Raw genomic sequence first — 20,640 nt, 5'->3', positions numbered from 1 at the left:
TGGCTCACGAAGTGACCAACATGGGCACCGATCGCCACGAACTCGCTAACATGTCCAGGCAGGCTCGCGACGAGATGGCGGTCGAGACGCTCGAAGTGGTGGCAGACCGCGGCTATTACGATGGAGAGGAGATCAAGGCCTGCGAGGAAGCCGACGTCACGGTGACGTTGCCGAAGCCGATGACTTCCAGCGCGAAAGCTGCCGGCCGCTTCGGCAAACAGGACTTCGTCTACGTAGCGGCCGACGATGTTTATCGCTGTCCCGCCGGCGAGCGGCTAAACTATCACTTCACGAACGTAGAGGACGGAAAGGCCCTGCGCCGCTATTGGACAAGCACCTGCAAAACTTGCGCGCTAAAAGCTCAGTGCACGACAGGCCCCGAGCGCCGCATCTCACGCTGGGAGCACGAGGCCATTCTGGAGAAAGTTCAGCATCGGCTCGACCACAATCCCAACGCAATGGGTGTCCGCCGTCAGACAGTGGAGCATCCGTTCGGCACGATGAAGGGTTGGATGGGAGCAACACACTTTCTCACGAGAAAGCTGCCAAAGGTGGCCACTGAGATGGCGCTCAATGTGCTGGCCTACAACATGAAGCGCGTGATGATGATCGTGGGCGTAGGCGGATTGCTGGAGGCGATGCAGGCGTAAGGCCGGCTCGCCGCGACCAAATCAGCGCCTAGATGAAGCTTCTGGTTGCCCCTAAGATGACAGGAGGTCGATCCCATCGCATCAAAGGCCCGGCGGCCGCGGAACGCGCCGGTGGGCTCAAGTTGCACTGTTTTCACACGGCCTGGGCCCTTAGCTGACCTGAGGCGATGTCCAGCTTGAGTCCGCAAAGCATCGGCTAACGGGCATCGCTCAAGCCGTGGCAACGAATCTCGGCTACGAGTACGCCGCCTAACCTTCCTTCGCGAACGTCGCCTCCATCGCCTTTCGCGTCTTGATCGTCTCGTTGTTGGCGTCGAACTCAACATCGCTCCAGTGCACGATCTCGCCATGGGCGACGTCGTGCTTCAGCTTGAGCCGGTGCGCGAGGCCGATCGGCAGCGCGCCAGCCTTGAGGCTCGCCGCCGCCGGCACCAGCTTGCCCCACACCGTGTAGCCGCCTTCGCCGTCCAGCATCTCGCCGGCGCGCAAAGGCCGCTTGGCCACGGCCGCGACGTCGCCGCGGAAGCCCGTCGCCTGGCCGGTCGGCTCGCCCCGCAGCGCCGCCGACAGGATCGAGATGTTCAGCTCGAGCCCGATCAGATGATAGGGCTTGTACATTGCGGCGAAGCGTCCGCTGGCGTCGGTCTTGAGGCCATATTGCCTGAAGCAATCGGCGGCATAGTCGTTCGGCGCCTCCAGCACGACATAGACGCCCCAGCGCAAATCGCGAAACACCGGCCGCCCGTCGCGCTCAAGCGAGGAGACGACCTCCACCACGCCCGACCGCTCCAGCACGCCGCCTTTGTCGTGCGGCCGCATCAGATGCGGCAGATCGTCGACGCCGCAGGGCGGAAACAGCAGGCCGCCGGTGGGCACGTCGAGCCCGCAGGCATTGGCGATCGCGGCCATCTCGATCGCCGACTTGGTGCCGTCGAGGAACGAGTTGAACATCTGCGGATTCATCCCGGCCGACTGCGCTTCGCCTGCCGTCAGGCCGTAATGCTGCCAGACGCCATCCGGCGTCACGTCATGATAGGCCGGCAGATATCTCGTGCCCTTGCCGGCGGCGACGACGTGAAAACCGGTGGCGCGGGCCCAGTCGACCATCTCCGCCGCCAGCGCCGGCTGGTCGCCATAGGCGAGCGAATAGACCACGCCGGCCTTGCGCGCTTCCTCGGCCAGCAGCGGACCCGCCAACACGTCGGCCTCGACATTGACCATCACGATATGTTTGCCCGCCGCGATCGCCGCGCGGGCGTGCTTGATGCCGACGGCAGGGTTGCCGGTCGCCTCCACCACGACGTCCATCGCGCCGCCGGCAATGGCGCGTGCGCCGTCGTCGGTGAAGGTGGTCGTGGCGATGCGTGCCGCATCCCAGCCAACTGTGCGGCAGGCCTCGCGCGCGCGGTCGCGGTCGATGTCGACGACGATGGGCACCTCCAGCCCCGGTGTGTGCGGCACCTGTGCCAGAAACATCGAGCCGAATTTGCCGGCGCCGATCAGCGCGACACGGACCGGCTTGCCGGCAGAGACGCGGGCTTGGAGGAGGCGGTGGAGGTTCATGGGGCTTCCATTATTTCAGCATTGCTGATGCGGTTTGTGCTCGGTCCACCTCTCCCCGGCGGGGAGAGGTCGGTTTGCGCAGCAAACCGGGTGAGGGGCCGCAACTCCGACGAGAGGGCATAACCCCTCACCCGGCGCTTCGCGCCGACCTCTCCCAACGGGAGAGGTGGACCGCGCCCGTGACGGCGGCTCTACTCCGCCGCCTGTCGCGGCGCACGTGCGAGCCGCAGCAGCGCGTCGTCGTCCACCGTCCTGATCGGCGCAAAATCCCGATGCGCGATGTAGTCCGGTCGCGTGGGCTTGCGGATGTAGTTCGAGACCGCGTTCAGCGTCAGATACACGATCTTGCGCGGGTAGGGCGTGATGTTGCCGGCCGAGCCATGCACGAGATTGCCGTGGAACATCAGCATGCCGCCCGGCTTGCCGGTCGGCGCGACGATGCCGCCCTGCTCGACCAGCCGCGTCACCGTCGCCTCATCCAGCGTCCACAGCGGATAGGAGGTCGTCGCAAGATCATGCGAGGCTTCGAGATCGCCGGCGTTCTGGCTGCGCGGCACCAGCATCAAGGGGCCGTTGATCGGCATCACCTCGTCGAGGAAGATCGCGATGTTCATGGCGCGCGGCTCCGGCATGCCATCGTCGCGCTTCCAGGTGCCGTAGTCCTGGTGCCATTGCCAGACGTCGCCGGTGAAGGCCGATTTCGCGTTGATCTTGAACTGGTGCATGTAGACCGGCTCGCCGAACAGCTGCTCGACCGGTTCGATCATGCGCGGATGCGCACCGAGAAGCCGGAACGCCTCGTTGTAGAGATGCGCTGCAAAAGCCGTGCGCGGCGCGCCGCTCTTCTCGCGCCAGACCTCGGGCCGGTTGGCGTCGTAAATGCCGACCGCCTCGCGCGCCAGCAAGTCAACCTCCTCCGGGCTGAACAGCTCGGGCAGAAACAGCCAGCCCTCGCGGTCGAAGAACTCCAATTGCTCCTGGGACAGTTTCATGGGTCGTCCTCCCTTGGTTGCTTGTTTTTGTCGTATTTTCTCTGCCGTCATGGCCGGGCTTGACCCGGCCATCCACGGCTTCGCTCCACGTCCGGAAGAGCGTGGATGCCCGGGACAAGCCCGGACAAGACGGCGACGGAGATCGTGATCTACGCCGCCACCTCTTCGCTCGCCCTCAATCTCTCCTCCGTCATTCGTCCCGCCGTCTGCGCATGTGCGAGCGCCGCGCGCTCGGCGGCCTCGGCATCGCCTGCGAGAATGTGTCCGGCGATATCAGCATGCTCGGACCAGGCGCTGCCGCGATAGTCGAGCTCGGAGAGCACGGTCGCCATCGAGCGGCGCATGTGCGGCCATTGCGGCGCGATCGTCTGCTCGATCACGGGATTGCCGGCGAGCTGATAGATTGCGCGGTGAAAATCGACGTCGAGCGCGATGAGCTCGGCGAGCGGCGTGTTGCCATCGGTCCTGCGTCCGGCGGCGAGCGCTGCACCCAGCCGCGCGCGCCCGGCTGCGTCGCTTGCCGCGCGCTCCGCAGCGAGCCGGGCCGCGAGCGCATCGATCGCGCCGCGCACCTCATAGAGCTGGCGGATGCGCGAGGGATCGAGCTGGGTGACTTCAAAGCCGCGCCGGCCGCTCTCGGCGACCAGCCCCTGCCGGTGCAGCAGATGCAGCGCATGCGACACCGGCTGGCGCGACACGCCGAGCTTGTCGGCGAGCTCGTTCTGCCGGATGCGCTGGCCGGGCCGCAGCGTGCGGTCGGAGATCGCCTCCAGGATCCGTGCATAGACCTGGTCGATCAGGTTCGGGAGCGGGTCGAGAGGGATCACGCCGGCAGCTCCAACAGATCACGTGAAGAGAATACGGAATTCCGTATGCGAATCTACGGCGGGAGGCCGAGAGCGTCAAGCGCTCCGGCCGCTGCACCGGCCGCCGTCTTCGCGTCCGCTAAGCTTTTGATATTACTCGGCCCGGCTACTGTGCATGGGGTTGTTTTCGAGAAAAGTGCTTCCCCTGTCTCAGGGCTCCAGCACCTCCACCTCGAGGGCCGCGATTTGCTCCGCATCGGCCATCGCCTCGATCCCGGCGATCTGGTCGCCGCTGAAGCTGACGCGCAGCGCAATCCGCAGATGGCCGCCCAAGATAACAGCGATACCCATCTCGCCGTCGACCAGCGCCGGCCGTGCGGCCTGCGCGCGGCCCTTGTAGATCTGCGCAACGGCATTGGCGCCGCGGACTTCCGGCAGAGAGCCTAACCGCACCGCGGCCTGATCGGCGCGGAACACGACGTCGGGGTCGAGCACCGCAAGCAGGCCCTCGAAATTGCCTTCCCGCGAGGCCGCGAGGAAGGCATCGACGATCCTCCGCTGCCGCGACAGGTCCGTCTCCGGCACCGGCGCACCCTGCACACGACGCCGAGCGCGGCTCGCAAGCTGGCGCGAAGCATCGACCGAGCGGCCGACGATCGGCGCGATCTCCTCGAACGGAACGGCGAACATGTCGTGCAGCACGAAGGCGAGCCGCTCCGCCGGCTGCAGCGTTTCGAGCACGACGAGCAGTGCTGCGCCGACGGAATCGGCCATCTCCGCCTCGCGCTCCCGCGCCTCGTCGATGGGCTCCGGCACGTGCGGGCCCATCGGGTCTTCTCGGCGCGATTTTCGTGCGCGCAGCATGTCGAGGCAGATGCGCGCGACCACCGTGGTCAGCCAGCCCTTGAGGTTGGCAACATCGGACCGGTCGCTGCGGCTGAGCCGCAGCCAGGCCTCCTGCACGGCGTCATCGACCTCGCCGCGCGATCCCAGCATCCGGTAGGCGACGCTGCGCAAATGCTGCCGATTGGCCTCGAACTGCTGGCTGAGAAAATTTTCTTCAGTCATCGGTCACATTCCCTGATCGCGATCCGTCACCCCTATGACGACGCCAATCCGGCCGATGTGACCGGAACCGTCGACATTCTTAAACGGAGACGAAGACAATGATGCACGCTCGTATGAACCATCCGGTCATGGTTCTGCCCGAAGCCATGAACGTCCTGCAATCCCTAGGCGCGCTGACCAAGCAGGGGCTGCCGGAAAAGCTGCTGGAACTGGTGCACCTGCGCGCCAGCCAGATCAATGGATGCAGCGTCTGCGTCGACATGCATCCCAAGATCGCCCGCAAGCTAGGTGAGACCGACGAGCGCCTCTTCGCTGTGTCCGCCTGGCGCGATGCGCCCTATTTCACCGATGCCGAGCGCGCCGCGCTGGCGCTGACCGAAGCCGTTACCCGTCTCGCCGATCGCGAAGATCCGGTGCCGGATGCGATCTGGAACGAGGCGGCCAAGCATTTCGACGAGCGCGAGCTTGCAACCCTGATTCTCTCGATCGCGACGATCAACGTCTGGAACCGGCTTAACGCGACGATCAAGATGCCGGTCGGTGTGTGGAAGGTGTGAGCACGGCACTTTCTTTCCCTCTCCAGTCATGGAGAGGGAAAGAGTGCTACTCCGCCAAAAACGCGTTCACCGCCTCGCCAAACTCCAATGGCGCCTGTTCGAACATCCAGTGGCCGGCATTGGGGATGACCGCCGTCTTGGCGCCGGCGATGTGCTCGGCCAGCACGCGCCAGATCAGTGACAGGCTGCCGGTGGTCGCACCGCCGCCGATCAGCAGCGTTGGCGTCCTGACCGCCTGCGCATCCGCGAGCGTATAGGGTCTGCGCTGCTCGCTGATCTGGCCGAGGAAGGTGATGGCGTTGTCACGCAATTGCTGCTTTGCCGCCGCCGGCACCCGGCGCCACGAGCCGTCGCCCTCGATGCCTTCGTAGAAATTCTGCAGCGCGCCTTCGATGTCGCCGGCGTTGATCATCTCGACCGAGCGCGCCGTGCGCGCGGCCAGCGGTGGATGCGCGGGCGTGCCGGCCGGCACCGGCAGGCTGGCATCGAGATCGCCGCCGGGCTCGGCCAGAACCAGCTTTTGCACCAGATCGGGCCGCGCCTGCGCCACCCGAAACGCGATGTGGCCGCCGCGCGAATGTCCCATAAGATCGACCGGCGCGGGCTCGATCCGCGCGATGAAGGCGATCACGTCCGCAACGTGCTGCGCCATCTTGTAGTCGTTGCCCGCGGCGTCCCAATGCTCGGGAAAGAAATGCCGCAGGCTCACCGACATCACGCGATGGGACTTCGAGAGCGGGCCGAGCACCGAATACCAGGTGCGGAAATCGCCGAGCGTGCCGTGCACGCAGACCAGCGGGGGACCTTCTCCGACTTCGAGATAGGCCATGTCGTAACCGTTGACGCGAAATGTCTGCATGCTCAGCCCGCCAAGAAGTCCATGACCACTTCGGAGTATTTTTGCGGCGCCTGCTCGAACATCGGATGCGTCGCGTTCGGGATGATCGCCGTCTTCGCATACGGGACGTGCGCGGCGAGCGCATGCAGCACTTTTGGCAGCAGGCCTTTGGTCCGCGCGCCCAGGACGAACAGCGTCGGCATTTTGATCGCCTCCGCGTCCACCTTCGAGAACGGCGGCCGGTTGTCGCGGACCTGGCCGATCAGCGTGAAGGCGTTGTCGCGCAAATTCTGCTTCACCATCGCCGGCAGCCGCGGCCAGGTGCCGGGTCCCTCCAGCGTGTCCACGAAGACGGCGAGGCCGCCGTCGACATCGCCCGCCGCGATCTTCTCGGCTGAGGCCGTGAAGCGGGCCAGCAGCGGCGAGGGCCCGCCGGCATGATCCGGATCGAGGCTCGCATCGAGCTCGCCGCCGGGCTCGGCGAGGACCAACCGGCGCAGCAGATCCGGGCGGCGCTGCGCCACGCGAAAGCAGATGTGTCCGCCGCGAGAATGACCCATCAGATGGACGGGGCCGAGGTCGAGCTGCTCGATGAAGGCAATGACATCGTCGACATGCTGGCTGATCGAATAGGTGTCGCCGACGCCGTCCCACCGCTCCGGGAAGAAGTGCCTTAGGCTGACGCAGATCATCCGGTGCTGCTGCGTCAGCGGCCCGAGCACGCAGCCCCAGACGCGGAAGTCGTTGAGCGAGCCATGCACGCAGACCAGCGGCGGGCGGCCTCTATCCTCCCCCACGTCGAGATAGGGCATGTCGTATCCGTTGACGTGGAGGCTTTGCATTCTTGGCTCGCGAGAAGGGGGCGGAACTCCTGTGCAGGATTCCCGGAAACCGGGTGGATCGCAACTATTTCCAAGCCTAGATTTAGGCAGAGATCACAATGGGGGCATGCGACAAGGACGCGAGCCAGGAATCAAGCCATGACCGACCAGCATTTCACCCTGTTCGACACCAAAATCGGCCTGTGCGCCATCGCCTGGGGTCCGCGCGGCATCAACGGCGTGCAACTGCCGATGGGCGGCGAGCAGAAGGTCCGTACCCGCATCAGTCAGCGCCATGCCGATGCCAGCGAGGCCGAGCCGACGGCCGAGGTGCAGCAGGCGATCGACCGCATCGTCAAACTGCTCGCTGGCGAACCTGATGACCTCACCGATATTCCGCTCGATCTCAAGGGCGTTCCCGAGTTCAACCGCGGCGTCTACGAGATCGTCCGCACCATTCCGCCCGGCAAGACCGTCACCTATGGCGACATCGCCAAGCGCCTCGGCGGGGTCGAGCTGTCACGCGATGTCGGTCAGGCGCTCGGGCACAACCCGTGCCCGATCGTCGTGCCCTGCCATCGCGTACTGGCGGCCGGCAACAAGCCCGGCGGCTTCTCGGCGAATGGCGGCGTGGTGACGAAATTGAAGATGCTCGAGATCGAAGGCGCGCTGGTGAACCATACGCCGAGCTTATTTGATTGAGATTTGCTTCATCCTCCCCTGGAGGGGGAGGGTAAGAAAGTGCGCTAGATCTTCGCTGCTGTCTTCGGCCAGTAGCGGTCGCGCAAATGGCGCTTCACCAGCTTGCCGGTGGGCGTGCGCGGCAGCTCGGCCTCGAAATCCACCGAGCGCGGGCATTTGATCGCGGAGAGGCGCGTCTTGCAGAAGGCGATCAGCTCGGCCTCGAGCTCCTTGCCGGCGCGCTTGGGATCGTGCGGCTGCACCACGGCCTTGACCTCTTCGCCCATCTCCTCGTTCGGCACGCCGAACACGGCGACGTCCGCAACCTCGGGGTGGGTGATGAGCACGTCCTCTGTTTCCTGCGGGTAGATGTTCACGCCGCCCGAGATGATCATGTAGGACTTGCGATCGGTGAGATAGAGGAAGCCGTCCTTGTCGAGATAGCCGACGTCGCCCAGCGTCGACCAGCCCTTGGCGTTGTACGCCTTCTTCGTCTTCTCGGGATCGTTGTGATAGGTGAAAACAGGCGCATCGGCGAAATAGACCGTGCCGATTTCGCCGACCGGCTGCTCGTCGTCGTTCTCGCCGAGAATCTTGATCTTGCCGACCACGGCGCGCCCGACGCTGCCGCGATGCTCCAGCCATTCTTTCGAATTGCAGACGGTGACGCCGTTGCCTTCCGAGCCGGCGTAGTACTCGATCAGGATCGGTCCCCACCATTCGATCATCTTTGCCTTGACGTCGACCGGGCAGGGCGCGGCGGCATGGATCGCGCCTTTCAGCGTGGAGACGTTGTAGCGGTTGCGGACCTCGTCGGGCAGCTTCAGCATGCGCACGAACATGGTCGGCACCAGCTGCGACTGCGTCACCTTGTGCTTCTCGACCAGCTTCAAAAACTCTTCGGCGTCAAAATGCTCCATGATGATGGAGGTGCCGCCGAGCACGATCGCCATCATGTTGAAGCGCAACGGCGCCGCGTGATAGAGTGGCGCCGGCGAGAGGTAGATTGTGTCGGCGTTCATGCCGCACATGTTGGCGCAGAGCACGCGCAAGAAGGCGTTCGGCTCGTCGATCGGCTTGCCCTCGAACGCCTTCTTGATGCCTTTGGGGCGGCCGGTCGTGCCTGACGAATACAGCATGTCGTAGCCGGCGACTTCGTCCGCGATTGGCGTCGTCGGCTGCGCAGCCGCTTCCCTGTCGTAGGAGCGGAAGCCCGGCAGCGGCTCGTCCATCATGTAGAAGATCGGCTCGCCGGCGGCGCCCTTGATCAGGCCCTTGATCTGGTCGGCGCATTTCGGCGTGGTGATCACGACCTTGGCGCCGCAATCGGCGATGATGTAGTCGATCTCGTCCTGCTTCAGATAGCGGCTGATCGCGGTGTAATAGAGCCCGCTGCGCTGTGCCGCCCAGCAGATCTCCATGAAGGCGAGGCGGTTCTCCATCAATAGCGCGATGTGGTCGCCCGCCTTCAAGCCGAGCGAGCGGAACAGGTTTGCGCCCTGGTTCGAGAGTTCGTCGAGCTCGCGGTAGGTGATCGCCTTGCCGGTGCCGGCCATCTGGTAGGCGATCTTATCGGGATTTGCGCGGGCGTGGATGGAGGGATGAGTCATTGGGAAGGTCTCAAAACAAGTAAGGTGTCATCCCGGCGAAAGCCGGGATCCATAACCACAGGCCTCGGTTGTTGAGACAAGATGGAGCTCCAGCGCAGCACAACCACAGCCTCCTGTGATTATGGGTCCCGGATCGGCGCGCGCTTGAGGCGCGCTTGTCCGGGACGAAACCCCTGCGCGGAAGAGGCTTACAGCCGCTCCACGATCGTCACGTTGGCCATGCCGCCGCCTTCGCACATGGTCTGTAGGCCATAGCGCTTGCCGCGATGATGCAGGGCGTGAATCAGCGTCGTCATCAGCTTGGTGCCGGAGCAGCCGAGGGGGTGACCGAGCGCGATGGCGCCGCCATTGACGTTGAGACGTTCCGGATCGGCGCCGGTGCTCTTGAGCCACGCGGTCGGCACCGAGGCGAAGGCCTCGTTGACCTCGAACAGGTCGATGTCGTCGATCGTCATGCCGGCCTTCTCCAGCGCGCGCTTGGTGGCGTGCAGCGGTGCGTCCAGCATGATGACGGGATCGCCGCCCATCATGGTCATGTGATGGATGCGCGCCAGCGGCTTTGCGCCGAGCTGCTTCAGGCCGCGTTCGTTCACGACCAGGACGCCGGAGGCGCCGTCGCAGATCTGGCTGGCGCTGGCCGCGGAGAGCTTGCCGTTCTCGACGATCAGCTTGACGCCCTTGATACCGTCGAGTGTCGCGTCGAAGCGGATACCCTCGTCGATGTGGTGGGTATCCTTGGAGCCGTCGGCGCGCGTGATCTCCAGCGGCACGATCTCCTTCTTGAAGTGGCCGGCCTGGGTTGCCGCGATCGCGCGCTGATGGCTGTTGTAGGAGTATTCGTCGAGTTCATTCTTCGACAGGCCGTACTTCTCGGCCATCATCTCGGCGCCGGTAAACTGGCTGAACACGATGTTCGGATAGCGCTGCTCGATGCCCGGGCTTTTGTAATTGCCAAAGCCGTTCTTGGCCGGGAGCTGCGACGACAGGCCCATCGGCACGCGCGTCATCGATTCCACGCCGGCGGCGATCACCACGTCCATCGCGCCCGACATCACCGCCTGCGCTGCAAAGTGCAGCGCCTGCTGCGAGGAGCCGCACTGGCGGTCGATCGAGGTGCCCGGCACGCTCTCCGGCAGCTTCGAGGCCATGATCGCGTTGCGCGCGACATTGTTGGACTGCTCGCCAACCTGCATGACGCAGCCCATGATCACGTCCTCGACCAGGGCCGGATCGACCTTGGTGCGGTCGACCAGCTCGTTCAGCACCTTTGCGGCGAGATCGGCCGGATGCCAGCCGGCGAGGCGGCCCCCCTTGCGCCCGCCGGCGGTACGCGCAGCGGCGACGATGTAAGCCTCGGCCATGTCGGTTTCTCCCTGGATTGTTCTGAATGGTTGGTTGTCGGGGCGGATTTAAGGGTCGACCGGTCGTTTAGTCAATCGATCAATTAACTCTTGTGATGAGGCGCTGCTTGGGCTTATCTGCAGCCCGCGCGGCGAGAACAGGGATTTCCGTGACTACCAGCGTACCGAACAGGCTCCCCAGCGGGAAGAATTCCACGGCAGAGAAGTTGCTCGTGGCCGCCAGCGAGCTGATGATCGAGCGCTCGTCGATCGAGATTTCGCTGAGCGACATCGCCCAGAAGTCCGGCGCCAACGCCGCACTGGTCAAATATCACTTCGGCAACAAGGACGGCCTGTTGCTGGCGCTGCTCGCGCGCGATGCCGCGACCGAGCTGTCCAATCTCGAATATCTGCTGGCGCAGCCGATCACGTCGACCGCGAAGCTGAAGCTGCATATCGGCGGCATCATCCGCGCCTATCACCGGTTTCCCTACATGAACCGGCTGATCCATTATCTGCTGCACGAGAGCGTCGCGGGCTCCGCCGACGAAGTCTCGAAATTCTTCGTGGCGCCGCTGCTCGATTTTCATCGCCGGCTGCTCGCCGAAGGCGTCAGCCACGGCGAGTTTCGCCAAACCGATCCGGTGCTGTTCTACACCAGCCTGATCGGCGCCTGTGATCATCTGTTCTTCGGCCGGCATGCGATGTCTCGCGCGACCGGCGTCGGCCCGGTCACCGACGAAGTCTGCCGGCAATATATCAAGCACATGGAAACGCTGATCTGCGGCGGCATCCTCACGAGATCCGAGGAAGCTGCCGCGGCCGGATGATGCGGCCGAAACTCAAGTCCAGAGAAGAAACGCCCAAGGAGAAGGTAGAGGAAAGGTACAAGCGATGCAGTTGAAAGACGTTGCCGTTCTCATCACCGGCGGTGGGTCGGGCCTCGGCGCGGCGACCGCCCGCGCTATGGCCGCCAAGGGCGCCAGGATCGGCGTGATCGACCAGAGCAAGGAAAACGCCGAGAAGGTTGCGGCCGAAGTGAAGGGCGTCGCGCTGCATGCCGACGTCACCGACGAGGACGGCATCAAGGCGGCGATTGCCAAGGCGGAAGCCGTCCACGGCGTCGCGCGCGTGCTGATGAACTGCGCCGGCATCGGCGGCTCGCAGCGCATCGTCGGCAAGGACGGCGTTTATCCGCTGGCGAAGTTTGCCCGCATCATCAACGTCAATTTGATCGGCACCTTCAACTGCCTGCGGCTGTTCGCGGAGCGCCTCGTCACCGCAGAGCCGATCGGCGAGGAACGCGGCGTCATCATCAACACGGCCTCGGTCGCTGCTTACGAAGGCCAGATCGGCCAGATCGCCTATTCGGCGTCGAAGGGCGGCGTCGTCGGCTTGACCCTGCCGGCAGCCCGCGACCTCGCCAGCCAGAAGATCCGCGTCAACACCATCGCGCCCGGCCTGTTCCTGACGCCGCTGTTGATGGGTTTGAGCGAAGAGGCTCGCAAGAGCCTCGGCGCCCAGGTGCCGCATCCCACACGGCTCGGCGATGCCTCTGAATACGGCTCGCTTGCCGTGCACATCGTCGAGAACCCGATGCTCAACGGTGAAACCATCCGCCTCGACGGCGCTATTCGCATGGCGCCAAGGTAGGGCGACGCTCTTCTTCCTTCTCCCCTTGTGGGAGAAGGTGGCGCGAAGCGCCGGATGAGGGGTTCTCTCCGCGGAGACAGACCCCTCACCCAAGTGAATTCTTGGCTCACATCGATCATGCCCTCTCCCACAAGGGGAGAGGGCGCAGTCATCGGCACTTCATGCCATGGATGCAGGAAGTCCACTTCCACTTCCCCGACAAGCGAAAGCCTGTCTATATCAGGCGCTGAACGAGAATGATCCGCAAAGGACGAGTAATTCCGGGAGACGCAAAATGAGTGGGAGTGCGGCAGCGGTGATGATGAAGCCCGCCTTTCGCAAGGTGGAGTGGCTGGCGCGCGACATCGACGTCGAGCGCCGCGACGACGGCACGGTGGTGCTGAGGTCGCGCATTCCCTTGCAAGCTTACGAGAAGCACATCCCGGCCTCGTTGGCGAAATGGGCGAGAGAAGCGCCGGAGCGCATCTGGCTCGCACAGCGGGGCGGCGCTGATCGCGCGTGGCGAAAGGTCTCTTACGGTGAAGCCAAGCACACCGTGGATGCGCTGACGCAGGGCCTGCTTGATCTCGGCCTCGATAGTCGTCCGGTCGCGATCCTGTCCGGCAATTCGATCGAGCACGCGCTGATGACGCAGGCCGCGATGCAGGCGCGTTCTCCGGCCGCACCGGTGTCGCCGGCCTACTCCTTGATGAGCCACGATCACGTCAAGCTCAAGTACCTGTTCGACCTGATCAAGCCGGCCGTGGTGATGGTGCAGGACGGCCCGACCTTCGAGAAAGCGCTGAAGGCGCTCGATCTTACCGGCGTGACCGTCGTTCACGTCGTGCGCCCCTGCGACGGCATCAACAGCGTCAGCTTTGCCGAACTCGCCGCGACGCTTGTGACCGCCGACGTCGAAGCGTCGATCGCGAAGATCACGCCCAAGACCGTCGGCAAGCTGCTGTTCACCTCCGGCTCGACGGGCATGCCTAAGGCGGTCATCAATACGCAGGAGATGATGTGCGCCAATGCGGCGATGATGATGCAGGTGCGACCGCGCACGCCTGGCGGCCCGCTGTCGACCATGCTGGACTGGATGCCGTGGAACCACACCATGGGCGGCAACGCGGCCTTCCATCCGATCCTGGTCGATGGCGGCACCCTCTATATCGACGATGGCCGCCCGATGCCGGGCCAGTTCGAAGAGACGTTGCGCAATCTTCGCGAGGTCTCGCCGACCTATTACGCCAACGTGCCTGCGGGTTACGCCGCGCTGGCAGCGGCCATGGAGAAGGACGACGCGCTGTGCCGTTCCTTCTTCAAAAATCTCTCGATCATGGCCTATGGCGGCGCGCGGCTGCCGGACGATCTCTACGACCGCATGCAGGCCCTCGCCGTGAAGACCACCGGCGAGCGCATCGTGTTCTACACCGGCTGGGGCTCGACCGAGACCGCGCCGACCTCGACCGGCACCTATTGGAACACCGAGCGGGTCGGCCTGATCGGCCTGCCGTTCCCCGGCGTGGAATTGAAGATGGTGCCGTGCGATTCGAAATACGAGCTGCGGCTGCGCGGGGTCAACGTCACGCCGGGCTATTTCGGCCAGCCTGATCTCACCAGGAAGATGTTCGACGAGGAAGGCTTTTACTGTATCGGCGATGCCGGCATATTCGTTGACGATTCCGATCCGGTGAAGGGCATCATTTTCGCCGGCCGCGTGGTGGAAGATTTCAAACTCACGACCGGCACGTTCGTGCATGTCGGCTCGCTGCGCACCGATACGATCGCCGCCGCGACGCCCGTCGTGCACGACGCGCTGGTCGCGGGGCAGGATCGTCCCTTCATCGGCCTGCTCGCCTGGCCGAACCTGCACGCCTGCCGCCAGCTCGCCGGCAGTCCCGACCTGAGTTTCGAGGACGCCGTGAAGCACCCCGAGGTGATCGCCTGCTTCAGGCGCGGGCTGGAGGCTCACAACAAAGAGTGCAAAGGCGCCAGCAGCCGCATCATCGCTCGCGCCATGCTGATGGCCGAGCCGCCCTCGATCGACGGCAACGAGCTCACCGACAAGGGCTACATCAACCAGCGCGCCGGCCTCGAGCGCCGCGCCGCGCTGGTTGAGCGGCTTTATGCGGACAAGCCGGACCAGGATGTGATCGTGCTGCGATGAAAAACGCACTCTCTCCATTCGTCATTCCGGATGGCCCGCAGGGCCGGGCCCGGAATCCATCAGGCCGCATACGCGCGGCGAAATGGAACCTCAGATGCGCAATTGCGCATCATAGCTCGCGACTTTGTCGCGCCCCGGAATGACGTCATCAAATGACAACGAGTAAAAAGGCACGCCGCCATGAACTTCGATTTCTCCGACGATCAAAAGCAGCTCCGCGATCAGGCGCGCAAGTTCCTCACTGAGAAATGCTCGCCCAAGGCCGTGCGCGTCGTGCTCGACGGCAAGGCGCCCTATGACAAGGAGCTGTGGAAGGGCCTCGCCGAGATGGGTTTTCTCGGCGTCGCAATTCCCGAGGAGTTCGGCGGCGCGGGTGCCGGCCATCTCGAGCTCTGCGTCATCGCCGAGGAGATGGGCCGCGCCAATGCGCCGGTGCCGTTCTCATCGACCGTCTATCTCGCCGCCGAAGCGCTGCTGATCGCCGGCAGCGACGCGCAGAAGAAGAAGTGGCTGCCCGCGATCGTCTCGGGCGAGGCGATCGGGACGCTGGCGCTGTTCGAGGGCAAGGGCAATCCATCGCCGAAGAACATCAAGCTCGCTGCGGCTGGTGGCGTGCTCAACGGCGTCAAGCGGCCGGTCGCCGATGGTGCCATCGCGAACTTTGCGGTGGTTGCCGCGCGCACGGGGACGGGCGGGCGTGACGGCGATATCTCGCTGTTCCTGGTCGATCTCAAAGCCGGCGGCGTCGAGGTGAAAAGCCTGACCAATCTCGACCCCACCCGCGGCCAGGCCGAGCTGACTTTCAGGGATTGCAAGGCCGAGCCGCTTGGCGCGGCGGGCGAGGGCTGGAGCATCCTCACGGAGGTGCTCAACCGTGCCGCGGTGCTCTGCGCCTTCGAGCAGGTCGGCGGCGCCGACCGAGCACTGGAGATGGGCCGCGATTACGCGCTCGATCGCATCGCCTTCGGTCGCCAGATCGGCTCGTTCCAGGCGGTCAAGCATATGCTCGCGGACATGTACGTGTCGGCGACGCTGGCGCGCTCCAACAGCTATTACGGCGCCTGGGCGCTCTCGACCAACGCGACCGAATTGCCGGAAGCCGCAGCCGCCGCGCGCATCAGCGCGACGCAGGCGTTCCAGCACTGCGCCAAGAACAATATCCAGGTCCATGGCGGCATGGGCTTCACCTGGGAGTTCGACTGCCACATGTACTACCGCCGCGCCAACGCCATGGCGCTCGGGCTCGGCAGCCTGTCCTATTGGGAAGACCAGTTGATCGATCGGATGCGCAAGAAGAACGCGGCGTAGGGAGATACTCGTGTCCCGGACGCGGTGCAGCGCGGAGCGGTGCGCTGCAGAGCCGGGACCCAGAGAGCCGCAAGGGACCCCGGATCTGCAGCGCGTCACTTCGTGCCGCGCAGCGTCCGGGGAACGCAGGAGAGAATAGCGCCATGAACTTCGACGACACCCCGCAAGAAGCCGAATTCCGCGCCACAGCCCGCGCCTGGATCGCGGCGAACGCGCCCAAGCAATATGAGGAGGAATTGCGCAAATCCTCGCTCGGCCGCACCCAGCTCAAGAACGCCAATATTCTGGAGGTCGCAAAGGCCTGGCAGAAAAGGAAAGCCGATGCTGGCTGGGCCTGCCTGCACTGGCCCAAGGACTATGGCGGCCGCGGCGCCTCGCCGATCGAGCGTGTGATCTGGCAGCAGGAGGAGGGCCCGTTCGGCAAGCTCTCCGGCATGTTCATCATCGGCCACGGCATGTGCGGGCCGACCATGATGGCGTTTGCGCGCGAGGAGCATAAGCGCACTTATCTGCCGCCGCTCGCCTCCGGCGAAAAGGTCTGGTGCCAGCTGTTCTCCGAGCCCGCCGGCGGCTCCGACGTCGCGGGCCTGCGCACGCGCGCCGAGAAAGACGGTGACGACTGGGTCATCAACGGCCAGAAGATCTGGACATCGGGCGCGCATTATTCGGACTATGGTATTCTTTTGACCCGTACCGATCCCAACGTGCCCAAGCACAAGGGCCTCACCATGTTCTTCCTCGACATGAAGAGCCCGGCCGTCGAGGTGCGCCCGATCAAGCAGGCGAGCGGCGCCTCCGACTTCAACGAGGTCTATTTCACCAACGTTCGTATTCCCGATCACCAGCGCCTCGGCGAGGTCAATGACGGTTGGAACGTCTCGCTGACCACGCTGATGAACGAGCGCATGTCGATCGGCGCGGGCGTCTCGACCGGCTTTCCGGAACTGTTCGACTATTGCTCCAGCCTGATGCTGGACGACGGCCCCGCGATCGAGGATCGCGCGGTGCGCTCGAAGCTGGCGAACTGGGCGGTGAAGGCGAGTGGCTTGCGCTACACCAGCATGCGCGCGATCTCCGCGTTGTCGAAGGGCGAGCGGCCGGGACCGGAGAATTCCATCGGCAAGCTGGTGGCGGGCTCGATGATCCAGGATGTCGCCACTTACGCGCTGGATTTGCAGGGCGCCGCCGGCGTGGTCAGCGGTCCCCAAGATGCCGAAGTTGCGGGCCGCTTCCAGGCGATGCTGCTCCGCGCGCCTGGTACCCGCGTCGAAGGCGGCACCGACGAGATCATGCGCAACATCATCGCCGAGCGGGTCCTAGGCCTGCCCGGCGACATCCGTGTCGACAAGGACGTTCCGTTCAACAAGATCCCGACGAAGGGAAGAAGCTGATGACCCTCATCCTGAGGAGCCGCGAAGCGGCATCTCGAAGGATGAAGGCCCGACTGGGGCCTTATGGTTCGAGACGGCGCTACGCGCCTCCTCACCATGAGGGGCTGACACCGAGCAAACATTGAGAGGTCCGCCATGAATTTCGACGACACGCCGCAGGAAGCTGCATTCCGCGAGACCGCGCGTAAATGGGTCGATGCCAACGCGCCGAAGGAGTTCTTGGCGGAGCTATCAAAATCCTCGCTCGGCCGGATTCGGCTCGCCAATCACGACATCGTCGATGTCGGCAAGGCCTGGCAGAAGAAGAAGGCCGAAGGCGGCTGGGCCTGCCTGCACTGGCCGAAGGAATATGGCGGCCGCGGTGCCACCCCGATCGAGCGCGTGATCTGGCAGCAGGAGGAGGGTGTCTACGGCAAGCTGACGCAGCCGTTCCAGATCGGCGAGGGCATGTGCGGTCCGACCGTGATGGCCTGGGGCAGCGAGGACGCCAAGCGGCGCCATCTACCGAAGCTCGCCGCGGGCGAGGAGATCTGGTGCCAGCTGTTCTCCGAACCGTCCGCGGGCTCGGACGTCGCCGGGCTGCGCACGCGGGCGGAGAAGAAGGGCGAGAACTGGATCATCAACGGCCAGAAGATCTGGACCTCCGGCGCGCATTATTCCGACTTCGGCCTCCTGATCGCGCGCACCGATCCCAACGTGCCCAAACACAAGGGCCTCACCATGTTCTTCCTGGACATGAAGAGCGCCGGCGTCGAGGTTCGTCCGATCAAGCAGGCCAACGGCATGCAGGAGTTCAACGAGGTCTATTTTACCGACGTCGTGATCCCGGACAGCCAGCGTCTCGGCGCCGTCGGCGAGGGCTGGAGCGTCTCGCTGACCACGCTGATGAACGAGCGCATGTCGATCGGTTCGCGGCTCGCGACCGGCGTCCCCGAGATGTTCGAGTTCTGCTCCAATCTGATGCTGGAAGACGGGCTTGCCATCGACGATCCCGCCGTGCGCTCGAAGCTTGCGAGCTGGGCCGTGAAGTCGAGCGGATTGAAGTACACCAGCTACCGCGCGATTTCGTCGCTGTCCAAGGGCGAGCAGCCGGGCCCGGAAAACTCCATCGGCAAGCTGGTCTCGGGCATGATGCTCCAGGACATCGCCACCTACGCCATGGACCTCCAGGGCGCGGCCGGCGTTCTCACCGGCACTGACGAGGAGACCGTGCAGGGCCAATTCCAGCAGATGCTGCTGTCCTCGCCCTCGATGCGCATCGCCGGCGGCACCGATGAGATCTTGCGCAATATCATCGCCGAGCGCGTGCTCGGCCTGCCCGGCGACATTCGCGTCGACAAGGACGTGCCGTTCAACAAGATCCCGACCAAGGGGCGGTGAAGAAGGGCTGTAGGGTGGGTTAGCCCTGCGGATGCGCGAAGCGCAATCCGCCCGGCGTAACCCACCACTTCTGCCAATGCTGAAACAAAAGAGGTAGGTTACGCCTTCGGCTCACCCACGCAGACGAAAAGGCCGCGCCATGGATGCGAAATCGCCCACTCACACCACCGAAGGCCGCATCGGCGTGCTCGAAGAGCTCCTCAATGAGCGTTACTCGGTCCGCGCTTTCCTGCCGAAGCAGGTCGATCGCGCCACCATCGAGCACGTGCTGAAGACCGCGCAGCGCACCGCGTCCTGGTGCAACAGCCAGCCCTGGCAGGTCGTCATCGCCAGCGGCGAGGCCAAGGAGCGCTTCCGCAAGCTGATCTACAAGGAGGCCTCTAGCGGTCTTGGCGATGACTACGATTTCACGCCGCCGCGCGAATATGTCGGTACCTATCTGGAGCGCCGACGCGAAAGCGGCTTCCAGCTCTACAACACGCTGGGCATCGCCCGCGGCGACAAGGCGGCCTATGCGAAACAGGCGCTGGAGAATTACAATTTCTTCGGCGCGCCGCATGTGGCGATCATCCACACCAACGAGCCGCTCGGCATCTATGGCGCGATCGATTGCGGCGCCTATGTCAGCAATTTCATGCTGGCCGCCCAGGCGCGCGGGCTCGGCACCATTCCGCAGGCGGCATTAGCGCGCCATTCCGGCCTGATCCGACGTCACTTTAATCTTTCGGACGACCGCCGCGTCGTCTGCGGCATCTCGTTCGGCTATGCCGACCACGCCCACAAGGTCAACAGCTACCGCACCTCGCGGGCGAGCGTCGCTGATACCGTGACGTTTGTGGAGGACTGACGGCAGCGGTCGCATCGCTTGCGTGCTGCGCAGGAAGTACTCTCACGAAGACGGCCGTTGAACGGCCGTCTTTACATGTGTCGCTGGGTCCGATTGACGTCAGCCGCTATCCGCCGCTGCCGCCGATGACGGCGCGCACGGTCTCGTCAGGTCCAAAATCCTCGGCGCCGTCGACATAGAGCAGCGCTGCGAGCTTCGAGCGGGCGCGGTTGACGCGGCTCTTGATGGTGCCGACCGCGCAGCCGCAGATCGAGGCTGCGTCCTCATAGGAGAAGCCGGAGGCGCCAACCAGGATCAAGGCTTCGCGCTGGTCCTGCGGAAGCTTTTCGAGCGCCGTGCGAAACTCCTCGAACTCGAGATGCGCGTTCTGCGAGGGCTGCGTTTTCAGCGTCTTGGCATAGTTGCCTTCCGCATCCTCGACCTCCCGCCGCCGCTTGCGATAGTCGGAGCGGAACAGGTTGCGCAGGATCGTGAACAGCCACGCCGGCAGGTTGGAGCCGGGCTGGAACGAGTCGATGTTGGCGAGCGCGCGCAACAGCGTCTCCTGAACCAGATCGTCGGCACGGTCCGCATTGCCGCTGAGTGAGATGGCGAACGCGCGCAGACTCGGCACGGCCGCCAAGATGTCATTGCGCAGGGAGTCCGTGAGAGGCATTAATCCCTCCCATTGTTGTTGTCGTTAGAGCCCCCGTCATTTTCCACTTGGGGCGTCGCTCCCGGCGCATCAAGCTTCTTGATCAGCTCCGCGAACCGATCCGGAACCCCCTGCCGCACGACGTCGTCGTACATGGCGCGCAGTTGGTGCCCGATCCGGGATTGAATCTCCGGAGTGAGCCCTCCCTTGCCGGGGGTCGTGCTTCTGCTGGCTTGAGACTTGAGATCTTTCATGACCTGTTCCACGTTTCCCCGAGTTAAGTGACTGCAAAATAGAGAAATTTTCTCAACCGGGAGCCGTTCCCTAGTTAGGCACAATGCGAGGTTCGATAAAA

Annotated in this window: 20 protein-coding genes; 10 read left to right on the top strand and 10 right to left on the bottom strand. The window is 64.4% G+C overall.

Annotated elements, in window-relative coordinates; all coding sequences use genetic code 11:
- Window positions 1-650 (top strand): transposase (locus GWG65_RS09230; protein ID WP_275195124.1); only part of this gene is annotated, 650 nt, incomplete at its 5' end.
- 249 nt (window positions 651-899) lie between these two features.
- Here the strand turns inward: GWG65_RS09230 and GWG65_RS09225 are convergent.
- The 4 genes from GWG65_RS09225 to GWG65_RS09210 all read right to left on the bottom strand — a co-directional run bounded on the left by GWG65_RS09225 (window position 900) and on the right by GWG65_RS09210 (window position 5,079).
- Window positions 900-2,213, bottom strand: coding sequence for a Gfo/Idh/MocA family oxidoreductase (locus GWG65_RS09225; protein WP_275195123.1), 1,314 nt, complete (start codon window positions 2,211-2,213; stop codon window positions 900-902).
- A gap of 191 nt (window positions 2,214-2,404) precedes the next feature.
- The gene (locus GWG65_RS09220) at window positions 2,405-3,205 is read right to left on the bottom strand and encodes a phytanoyl-CoA dioxygenase family protein (protein WP_275195122.1); all 801 of its coding nucleotides are present in this window, start codon (window positions 3,203-3,205) and stop codon (window positions 2,405-2,407) included.
- 149 nt (window positions 3,206-3,354) lie between these two features.
- Window positions 3,355-4,032, bottom strand: coding sequence for a GntR family transcriptional regulator (locus GWG65_RS09215; RefSeq protein WP_275195120.1), 678 nt, complete (start codon window positions 4,030-4,032; stop codon window positions 3,355-3,357).
- A gap of 189 nt (window positions 4,033-4,221) precedes the next feature.
- Complete coding sequence (locus tag GWG65_RS09210) at window positions 4,222-5,079, bottom strand: sigma-70 family RNA polymerase sigma factor (protein WP_275195119.1); 858 nt, start codon at window positions 5,077-5,079, stop codon at window positions 4,222-4,224.
- 101 nt (window positions 5,080-5,180) lie between these two features.
- Here GWG65_RS09210 and GWG65_RS09205 point away from each other — a divergent pair, with 101 nt between their 5' ends.
- Complete coding sequence (locus tag GWG65_RS09205) at window positions 5,181-5,636, top strand: carboxymuconolactone decarboxylase family protein (RefSeq protein ID WP_275195143.1); 456 nt, start codon at window positions 5,181-5,183, stop codon at window positions 5,634-5,636.
- Window positions 5,637-5,682: 46 nt separating this feature from the next.
- Here the strand turns inward: GWG65_RS09205 and GWG65_RS09200 are convergent, their stop codons facing one another.
- Both GWG65_RS09200 and GWG65_RS09195 read right to left on the bottom strand, forming a co-directional pair.
- Complete coding sequence (locus GWG65_RS09200; protein ID WP_275195117.1) at window positions 5,683-6,495, bottom strand: alpha/beta hydrolase; 813 nt, start codon at window positions 6,493-6,495, stop codon at window positions 5,683-5,685.
- 2 nt (window positions 6,496-6,497) lie between these two features.
- Window positions 6,498-7,316, bottom strand: coding sequence for an alpha/beta hydrolase (locus GWG65_RS09195; protein ID WP_275195115.1), 819 nt, complete (start codon window positions 7,314-7,316; stop codon window positions 6,498-6,500).
- Between the two features lie 138 nt (window positions 7,317-7,454).
- Here GWG65_RS09195 and GWG65_RS09190 point away from each other — a divergent pair, with 138 nt between their 5' ends.
- Window positions 7,455-7,997 (top strand): methylated-DNA--[protein]-cysteine S-methyltransferase, encoded by a 543-nt coding sequence (locus tag GWG65_RS09190; RefSeq protein WP_275195113.1) that lies wholly within the window; start codon window positions 7,455-7,457, stop codon window positions 7,995-7,997.
- A 44-nt stretch (window positions 7,998-8,041) separates the two neighbouring features.
- On the opposite strand, the gene GWG65_RS09185 is transcribed toward GWG65_RS09190, so the two are convergent.
- Entirely contained in the window at window positions 8,042-9,586 is a 1,545-nt protein-coding gene (locus GWG65_RS09185; protein WP_275195112.1) for an acyl-CoA synthetase, read from the bottom strand.
- 188 nt (window positions 9,587-9,774) lie between these two features.
- Window positions 9,775-10,947: an acetyl-CoA C-acetyltransferase gene (locus GWG65_RS09180; RefSeq protein WP_275195111.1), complete on the bottom strand. Its 1,173-nt coding sequence runs from the start codon at window positions 10,945-10,947 to the stop codon at window positions 9,775-9,777.
- Between the two features lie 206 nt (window positions 10,948-11,153).
- Here GWG65_RS09180 and GWG65_RS09175 point away from each other — a divergent pair, with 206 nt between their 5' ends.
- The 7 genes from GWG65_RS09175 to GWG65_RS09145 all read left to right on the top strand — a co-directional run bounded on the left by GWG65_RS09175 (window position 11,154) and on the right by GWG65_RS09145 (window position 19,651).
- Window positions 11,154-11,756 (top strand): TetR family transcriptional regulator, encoded by a 603-nt coding sequence (locus GWG65_RS09175; RefSeq protein ID WP_275195110.1) that lies wholly within the window; start codon window positions 11,154-11,156, stop codon window positions 11,754-11,756.
- A gap of 64 nt (window positions 11,757-11,820) precedes the next feature.
- The gene (locus tag GWG65_RS09170; protein WP_275195109.1) at window positions 11,821-12,579 is read left to right on the top strand and encodes an SDR family NAD(P)-dependent oxidoreductase; all 759 of its coding nucleotides are present in this window, start codon (window positions 11,821-11,823) and stop codon (window positions 12,577-12,579) included.
- 274 nt (window positions 12,580-12,853) lie between these two features.
- Window positions 12,854-14,725, top strand: coding sequence for an AMP-binding protein (locus GWG65_RS09165; protein ID WP_275195108.1), 1,872 nt, complete (start codon window positions 12,854-12,856; stop codon window positions 14,723-14,725).
- Window positions 14,726-14,905: 180 nt separating this feature from the next.
- Entirely contained in the window at window positions 14,906-16,033 is a 1,128-nt protein-coding gene (locus tag GWG65_RS09160; RefSeq protein ID WP_275195107.1) for an acyl-CoA dehydrogenase family protein, read from the top strand.
- A gap of 143 nt (window positions 16,034-16,176) precedes the next feature.
- The gene (locus tag GWG65_RS09155) at window positions 16,177-17,424 is read left to right on the top strand and encodes an acyl-CoA dehydrogenase (protein WP_275195105.1); all 1,248 of its coding nucleotides are present in this window, start codon (window positions 16,177-16,179) and stop codon (window positions 17,422-17,424) included.
- Window positions 17,425-17,559: 135 nt separating this feature from the next.
- Window positions 17,560-18,804 (top strand): acyl-CoA dehydrogenase, encoded by a 1,245-nt coding sequence (locus GWG65_RS09150; protein ID WP_275195103.1) that lies wholly within the window; start codon window positions 17,560-17,562, stop codon window positions 18,802-18,804.
- Between the two features lie 139 nt (window positions 18,805-18,943).
- Complete coding sequence (locus GWG65_RS09145) at window positions 18,944-19,651, top strand: nitroreductase (protein ID WP_275195102.1); 708 nt, start codon at window positions 18,944-18,946, stop codon at window positions 19,649-19,651.
- Between the two features lie 106 nt (window positions 19,652-19,757).
- Here the strand turns inward: GWG65_RS09145 and GWG65_RS09140 are convergent, their stop codons facing one another.
- Window positions 19,758-20,306, bottom strand: a complete 549-nt coding sequence (locus GWG65_RS09140; RefSeq protein ID WP_011090521.1) for a sigma-70 family RNA polymerase sigma factor — start codon at window positions 20,304-20,306, stop codon at window positions 19,758-19,760.
- Window positions 20,306-20,539: a NepR family anti-sigma factor gene (locus tag GWG65_RS09135; protein ID WP_187436475.1), complete on the bottom strand. Its 234-nt coding sequence runs from the start codon at window positions 20,537-20,539 to the stop codon at window positions 20,306-20,308. The genes GWG65_RS09140 and GWG65_RS09135 overlap by 1 nt, the downstream gene beginning before the upstream one ends.
- Window positions 20,540-20,640 lie beyond the last annotated feature (101 nt).

Origin of the sequence: Bradyrhizobium sp. CSA207 (assembly GCF_029051685.1) — a bacterium.
GTDB lineage: Bacteria > Pseudomonadota > Alphaproteobacteria > Rhizobiales > Xanthobacteraceae > Bradyrhizobium.
The sequence above is the reverse complement of the archived record's forward strand: the minus strand, read 5'-3'. Positions and strand labels throughout refer to the sequence as shown.

Excerpts from the sequence above, each read along its gene's own strand:
- GWG65_RS09205 (WP_275195143.1), top strand. The coding sequence starts at position 5,181 with ATGCACGCTCGTATGAACCATCCGGTCATGGTTCTGCCCGAAGCCATG.
- GWG65_RS09170 (WP_275195109.1), top strand. The coding sequence starts at position 11,821 with ATGCAGTTGAAAGACGTTGCCGTTCTCATCACCGGCGGTGGGTCGGGC.
- GWG65_RS09225 (WP_275195123.1), bottom strand. The coding sequence starts at position 2,213 with ATGAACCTCCACCGCCTCCTCCAAGCCCGCGTCTCTGCCGGCAAGCCG.
- GWG65_RS09200 (WP_275195117.1), bottom strand. The coding sequence starts at position 6,495 with ATGCAGACATTTCGCGTCAACGGTTACGACATGGCCTATCTCGAAGTC.
- GWG65_RS09155 (WP_275195105.1), top strand. The coding sequence starts at position 16,177 with ATGAACTTCGACGACACCCCGCAAGAAGCCGAATTCCGCGCCACAGCC.
- GWG65_RS09165 (WP_275195108.1), top strand. The coding sequence starts at position 12,854 with ATGAGTGGGAGTGCGGCAGCGGTGATGATGAAGCCCGCCTTTCGCAAG.
- GWG65_RS09145 (WP_275195102.1), top strand. The coding sequence starts at position 18,944 with ATGGATGCGAAATCGCCCACTCACACCACCGAAGGCCGCATCGGCGTG.
- GWG65_RS09195 (WP_275195115.1), bottom strand. The coding sequence starts at position 7,316 with ATGCAAAGCCTCCACGTCAACGGATACGACATGCCCTATCTCGACGTG.
- GWG65_RS09190 (WP_275195113.1), top strand. The coding sequence starts at position 7,455 with ATGACCGACCAGCATTTCACCCTGTTCGACACCAAAATCGGCCTGTGC.
- GWG65_RS09140 (WP_011090521.1), bottom strand. The coding sequence starts at position 20,306 with ATGCCTCTCACGGACTCCCTGCGCAATGACATCTTGGCGGCCGTGCCG.
- GWG65_RS09150 (WP_275195103.1), top strand. The coding sequence starts at position 17,560 with ATGAATTTCGACGACACGCCGCAGGAAGCTGCATTCCGCGAGACCGCG.
- GWG65_RS09135 (WP_187436475.1), bottom strand. The coding sequence starts at position 20,539 with ATGAAAGATCTCAAGTCTCAAGCCAGCAGAAGCACGACCCCCGGCAAG.
- GWG65_RS09180 (WP_275195111.1), bottom strand. The coding sequence starts at position 10,947 with ATGGCCGAGGCTTACATCGTCGCCGCTGCGCGTACCGCCGGCGGGCGC.
- GWG65_RS09185 (WP_275195112.1), bottom strand. The coding sequence starts at position 9,586 with ATGACTCATCCCTCCATCCACGCCCGCGCAAATCCCGATAAGATCGCC.
- GWG65_RS09210 (WP_275195119.1), bottom strand. The coding sequence starts at position 5,079 with ATGACTGAAGAAAATTTTCTCAGCCAGCAGTTCGAGGCCAATCGGCAG.
- GWG65_RS09160 (WP_275195107.1), top strand. The coding sequence starts at position 14,906 with ATGAACTTCGATTTCTCCGACGATCAAAAGCAGCTCCGCGATCAGGCG.
- GWG65_RS09220 (WP_275195122.1), bottom strand. The coding sequence starts at position 3,205 with ATGAAACTGTCCCAGGAGCAATTGGAGTTCTTCGACCGCGAGGGCTGG.